This is a genomic window from uncultured Wocania sp. (assembly GCF_964021735.1).
Classification (GTDB): Bacteria; Bacteroidota; Bacteroidia; order Flavobacteriales; family Flavobacteriaceae; genus Wocania_A.
Genome location: NZ_CAXIBN010000182.1, coordinates 1 through 6335 on the forward strand (window position 1 = coordinate 1; position 6335 = coordinate 6335).

Consider the following 6335-nt stretch of genomic DNA (forward strand, 5'->3'; position numbering starts at 1 on the left):
AATACACAGCAAAAGTGATTCGTAAACTTGCTAGCGAGAACATAATAGTAGATTCACAAATGGTTAGAAACACAAAAAGTGGTATTAGTAAAAATATTCTAGTTTTTAATGCCATTATTGAAATAGCAAATAAATATAAAGTTGTTTCAAACCGATTAAAGCAAAATTTAAATAACAAATAGATAGTAAATATCAATGAAAAAAAAATATCGCATAAAAGTTGAAGAGGGATTTAAAGACATCTTTAATACAGAAACAAAATACGGCAGCGAATATAATCATCATAGTAATTCGGACAGTTTAATAACTGTAGTAAATGAACCATTAGTAAAGCATCAAATTATACAATTAGCTAAACTATGCGAAGAAATACCTAATAATATTACATTAAAGCATACAGGAAAAGGTATTTACATTGAATTTTGGTAAATGCTACCTTTTAAATTTTAAAAAATTATTTGATTGTGAGCAATCGAAATTGACTATTCATTTTAATGAGGGAAAATAGTCAAATAAGTCTCCTATAACAGGGGGCTTATTAATTTAAAATGAATAAGATTAAATCCTTTAAAGTAAACTATTCTAAGAGCATCTTCTTTTTAATTTTTTGATTAAGATAATCTGAAACCTTGCTTCCATTTTCTTTATTCAAAGATTTTGCCGTTTCCCAACAATCTATAGCTGTGTTTTTATCTCCAAGCTTATAAGAAACATCCCCTTTATGTTCCCAAATAATAGAGTTGACTTTTCCCCCATTCTCAAATGCTTTATCTAACCATACATTAGCCTCTTTAAAGTTGCCTTTTTTATATAATACCCATGCATAAGTATCTTGGTAATTATGGTTATTTGACTCAATGCTATTACACAATTTAATCATTTTTTGTGCTTCATCTAGTTGCTGCGTACTTAAAGCAAGTGACCTGCTATAGCTGTTTAATAAAGGTGCATTTCGCGGCTGAATTTTGAGAGCTTTATTAAATATTTCTGCCGATTTACTAAAATATTCTACTTTATAATATAGATTTCCTAATTCATTATAAAATTTCAATTCAAGTTCTTTATTATTCGTTACTAAATTTAAACCTTTAACAAAATACTCTATTGCCTCTTCATTGTTTTTACTAATCTTATTTGAAAGAGAGACGTTAACGCTTTTATTAATTGTTTTATTTAAAGATGAAAACAAGTTTTCGTTTCTACTTTTAGCATATCCTAAATAATAATGAAGCAAAGCATCATTTGGGTAAAGAACAATTCCATTTTCTAAAAATTTTATGGCTTGCTTATATTCTTTATTCTCAATATAACTCTCTGATGCTGCATGCATCGCATCAATTCTGTCTTCTACTTTCCTGTCTATTAATTTACCTTTAGCATTATACTCGTCTCTAAATAGCAAATCACCTCTTTCATCAAAGTTAAAACCAAGGTACTTGTTATACTTCTTTTTATGCGCACTAGTATAATTCCATTTAACATTCTTTACAAAACCAGTATTCCAATTATTTATGTCAATTATTTTTCCAAAATTAACTGAGACAAAGAGAGGATTATTTTTTCCATTAAAAAACCCAATTTTTATATATCCGTTTTTATTTTTTTTAAGAACTTGTTTAAGAACGCCTTTATTATAATACGCTCTACTATCTACCTCACCAGATTCGAAATAGAAAATAACTTCTCCATCAAATATTATATTATTCTTATCATCCGCACCAGTTGCGAACCCTTCCATTTGTAATTGATTGTTTGATGAATAATAGTTTTTAATACGAAATGGATTACTTTTCATATCTACCAATGGTCTATAGTAAAAGGCTTCTTTTTTTGAAGTAATTTTCCAATTTTTATCAAAAAAAGTGGTTTCGTCTGTTCTTTTCTTCTCAGCAAGTGATTCTGCAAGTAATTTTTTAACATTAGGGTAACCCTTATTTAAATCAAATGTTTTCATTAATAAACTAATATGTTTTTTTGATCCCATTTCCTCAAATTTTGCCCTATGAAAGTAATAATCAGCCTTTTTAGGGTTCGCTTTTATAGCCATACCAACAAAATCTTTGCTAGCTTGTTGATAGTATTTATTTGGATTTTTATATTTTCTCAATGACGCATCAAAAAGTTGTTTATCACTTGGTGAATTATTCGAGGAAGAATAATTTTCTGTCACCTTGTTACAATAAGGGTCAACCCAATCTGTATTATCAATAGAAAATTGAGATTGTACTCTATCTATTTTACATTGATAATATTTTGTCATATCTAAATAATATTTTTCCTTATCAACTGCTATTTCTGATGCTGCTCTCCTAAAAAAGTTTTCTCTGTTTTTTTTAAAATCTTTTACTAAATTATCTTTAACCTTAGTTAACATTGCGCGTTTCTTTCCTTCCAATTTCTCCACTGAAGCTGCCTTTTCTTTAGCAATTCTTTTTGACAGACCCATTGAACCAAGTGCAACTCCCAAATTAGTAGCGGCTTGGTCTAATTGAGTAGTATTGTATGAACTCTGTTGAGCATGGTAAGCTTTAATTTGCTTGACTAGCTGATTATACCTTTGTTCACTTAATCTTTCCAGTTCAACTAATTTGTCATTAAACTGCCTTATAATTTCATCTGGGTCATCAGATTTTCGCATACGTGTTGCTGCTTCTATTTTGCTTTTATAGGCATTATATGAAGCATTCTGTTGAGAAATTTGGTTTATAGAAGATTGAATATAATCTCCTGCCTTTTTTGCAGCTTTTATTTGGGCATCGATACTCTGCTCCGTGGCAGCCAACCTTTCTCTACGATTAGCATAATATTCTGCATCTTCTTTTGCTTTTTTCTCTGCAAGTTTTTCTTGGAATTCTTTTTCCTCTTTTTTATTTTTAAGTGAAGTTTCAATTTTCTTGATATGGTTCTTTAGAGTTGTGTTATCTGGATCTAATACTAAAGCTTTTTTATATTCACTAATAGCTTTATTGTAGTGTGTAGACTTTAAAAATGCATCTCCTCTTTGAACAAATGCTCTAGTTTCATCTAATTTATTTTCAGCCTCCTTTGAATTTGCATTTTCCTCTTCTTTTTCCTCATTAGCATTTTTTTCTGCATCTTTTTTTGCTTTTAAATCTTGTAATTGTTTCTCTTTTGCGTCTTGAGCTTCTTGAATCTTGCTTTGAGCTCTCTCGTTATCAAAACCATTACTTAATGCACTTTTATATTCTTGAATAGCATTTGTATAATCTTCACTCCTATAATAATTATCACCAGAACTAATTAAATCATTAAATGCTTTTTCGAGCTTTTCATTCTTCTTTATAAGGCTAATTTTTGCTAATTTATCTTTAGCTTCTTGGTTTGAATAGTCTACCTTTAAAACATCCCGATAAAGTTTTTCGGCAGCATCATAATTAGAATTTGAAAATTGACGATTGGCAGCATTAAGTAATTCCTTTGCTTTATTATTTTTAATCAACTTTTTTATGGCTTCCTCTAATTTTTGATCAACTCCATCATCAAGACTAGCAGTACCATTTATCGATAAGTTTAATATCTTTCCAAGATGTTTCCCCCAATTATCACTACAGTTTTTAACGCCATGAGATTTTATTATTTCTTTTACACTACTTTCATTATTCCAACTAAATTTATCATCCATATACTTCCCTGATAAACCTCCGCTTACACTACTATTAATATTTACGCCAAAACCTGTACCTGCACTTATCCTAGAATTTACACCATATTTAAATGTTGCCGAAATTTTCAAAATCCCTTTATTAACTCGAACTGGAAATTGGTATCCAGGAATATCATTTCCTGAATACCTTCGTCCTTGGTAGGTATAGGATGTAATACTAACATTTCCAATAACTACAGATACATAAGGGTTACCTAGATAACATTCAGCTTTATATTTAATTGTACCTGATATTGATGCTCCTTTATGATTACCACTAAAGCTTTGAGTATGAACCCCACTTTGTCCTGTTGCCGTTATTATAAAAAAGAAAGAAATTATTGAATAGTAAATTAATTTTCTCATGCTACATTAATTTTTTTTAATTATTAAATCTAACCACGTACACCCGTCAAATATGATTTAGCTTGCTTTAGAAAAAGTATCCGTTTTCTACATTCTTCCTCATCACATTTCCTCTTTGTTTCTTCACGTAAATAACTTGTTATTATGTTAATAGCATTTTGTATTGAATACCAGGGTGTCTTTTCGACCTCTTTACTTACCAAGTAAGCACAAATCTCGTTTCCTATTCTTTTCGTTTCTCTTGCATAATTGCTTGTAGGCTTTATCCTATTAAGCAATTCTTTTATTTCTTTAGCAGACGAGGCACAATTTGGCGATTTGTGCAATTCACTATTAATAACCACATTATCTTGTTGCTTACCGTCCGACTCTTTTCCCTCATAAAAATATTTTTCCTTAATGCCTCCTCCGTAGCTATAGTAAGTACTTAATCCATGTCTTTTCCATTTCCCTTTATCATCTCCTTGATTATAAAAATACTTGTAACTACTTTTTGATTGAAGTTTTCCTTTTTTACTATTTGCTGTCGCACCACCACTAGAATAAGAATATCTAATACCAGAAAAACCATTATAATCGTATTCATACATTATATTTCCAGAAGAATAATAATCTATCCATTTGCCTTGTTTAATACCTTTATCGTATTGACCCGAACTTATAACTCGGTCCTTAGTTTCATATTTCAGATACTCACCATGTCTTTGCCCAAATGCATAAGTTGTAAGTTCTTTTAAATAGGTTTTCCCTTTCACAATGGAGTATATTTCAGAAAGCCCATGTTTTTGTCCATAAACATATTGTGTTTTATCTCTTAAATATTCAATTCTTGGTTCATCATAAGTTTGGTCATAAATATAAATTGTACCATGCAAAACCATCTTACCACCCAACTCAATCCATGTTGATTTTTTGCCTTTTTCAAATTTCATTCCATAAGTATTCCCATCAGAAGAAGTCCATTTATGTTTTCCTCCTTCTTTTAGTTTATCAAAATCACTTAATTGAATTGAAGACACATTTGGAAATTTTAGTTCTTGTCCTCCTAATAATTGCAAGGAAAATAAAATAAATAGTAAACTTTTCATTGAACTTTTAAAAATGTCCGTTTTGCAATAAATAGAACCAATCATATAGTGTATTTCATTAATTAAACACAACATTAACAGGTAAATATTTGGGGGAGTAAAACTAGGTTAGGATAAAAATAATGATAAAAGGTGTTTGATTATGGTTATTTAATCAAACACCTTAAAATAATTCTCCTTAAGAACTAATTAATAGCTTCACAAAGATGCATTAATCTATTATTAAATACAATACTTAATTTGAGTATATTAAGTAGTCTTTTATGTTACTAATAGTCTAAAAAAATATCAAATAATAGTATTCTTTAGTTTTAATAAAGCCACTAGCTCTCCGGTAGAAGAAATATTTAACTTTTTTAAAATATTACGCCTATGTGTATCAACCGTGTGCGAACTAATATTTAGATTTTCAGCAATAGCTTTACTAGATTTGTTTAACAACAATAATCTTATAATATCGCGCTCTCTATTACTTATTCCATCTGACAAGAGTTTTTGAGAAAAGTTATTAAAGTAGATAGTTTCATATTCACTATTAGCATTTAAAATTTTAGCAGTTGCAGTAATATCAAGCTTTATTTTAGAGTCTAAAACTGTATAATGAGCAAGTCCTATTATAGGTTTATCATCACTATCAAACTCAAGTGGCGTTGTGTTTTGTATAACATTCACATAATTATCTTTAGCATTCTTTAAACGATAATTCCAAGTGTAACTCATTTTCTTTCTATCACCAATACTTGTATTATTTAATGTAAAATTCATAAGTTCATTTAAAGCTTTAAGCCATAGCTCTAAATCATCTGGATGCATTTTACTCCAAAAATATCGCATTCCCCGAGCTTTCAACTCATTTTCATCCACCCCTAAACATGCTTTTATGTTCTTGCTGATAAATTCAAAACTTAAATCTTGAGTATTAGTGACACAAAAAAAAGTAGAACTATAAGGTAAGTATGTATCTAATTCTTTTATTTTTTGAATATGCTTTTCTAAGGATGGATTTTCGTAAGATTTAAATATTTCTTTATATGCATCTTTAACACTACCATTATTCATACTTGAGAGATTTTTTTAAAAATAGATAAAATTCTTGGTTTGTAAAAACATATACCCTTTTAAACCTCTAGTAATAGGCTTAACAATAATGAAGAGACATCTATAAAATAAAAAATCCTAAAGCAAATGCTTTAGGATTTTTTTGTGGGCGCGAAGGG

5 protein-coding genes are annotated in these 6335 nt (G+C 29.2%); 2 read left to right on the forward strand and 3 right to left on the reverse strand.

Features of this window, described 5'->3' with window-relative positions:
* Together AADI82_RS12990 and AADI82_RS12995 are read left to right on the forward strand one after the other, a co-directional pair.
* Positions 1-182 (forward strand): hypothetical protein (locus AADI82_RS12990; RefSeq protein WP_341216857.1); only part of this gene is annotated, 182 nt, incomplete at its 5' end.
* A gap of 13 nt (positions 183-195) precedes the next feature.
* A complete protein-coding gene (locus tag AADI82_RS12995) occupies positions 196-429 on the forward strand; it encodes a hypothetical protein (protein WP_034041547.1) in 234 nt (77 codons plus the stop codon).
* A 148-nt stretch (positions 430-577) separates the two neighbouring features.
* On the opposite strand, the gene AADI82_RS13000 is transcribed toward AADI82_RS12995, so the two are convergent.
* The 3 genes from AADI82_RS13000 to AADI82_RS13010 form a co-directional block, all read right to left on the reverse strand.
* On the reverse strand, positions 578-4030 hold the full coding sequence (locus AADI82_RS13000) for a hypothetical protein (protein ID WP_341216858.1): 3453 nt from the start codon (positions 4028-4030) through the stop codon (positions 578-580).
* A 29-nt stretch (positions 4031-4059) separates the two neighbouring features.
* Positions 4060-5118 carry a hypothetical protein gene (locus AADI82_RS13005; protein ID WP_341216859.1) on the reverse strand — a complete coding sequence of 353 codons (1059 nt, stop codon included), beginning with the start codon at positions 5116-5118 and terminating at the stop codon, positions 4060-4062.
* 288 nt (positions 5119-5406) lie between these two features.
* Positions 5407-6177, reverse strand: a complete 771-nt coding sequence (locus AADI82_RS13010; RefSeq protein WP_341216860.1) for a LuxR C-terminal-related transcriptional regulator — start codon at positions 6175-6177, stop codon at positions 5407-5409.
* Between the last annotated feature and the right edge of the window lie 158 nt (positions 6178-6335).

Bases quoted from the DNA above. Each gene is read 5' to 3' on its own strand.
- AADI82_RS13010 (WP_341216860.1), bottom strand. From the start codon at position 6,177: ATGAATAATGGTAGTGTTAAAGATGCATATAAAGAAATATTTAAATCT.
- AADI82_RS13005 (WP_341216859.1), bottom strand. From the start codon at position 5,118: ATGAAAAGTTTACTATTTATTTTATTTTCCTTGCAATTATTAGGAGGA.
- AADI82_RS13000 (WP_341216858.1), bottom strand. From the start codon at position 4,030: ATGAGAAAATTAATTTACTATTCAATAATTTCTTTCTTTTTTATAATA.
- AADI82_RS12995 (WP_034041547.1), top strand. From the start codon at position 196: ATGAAAAAAAAATATCGCATAAAAGTTGAAGAGGGATTTAAAGACATC.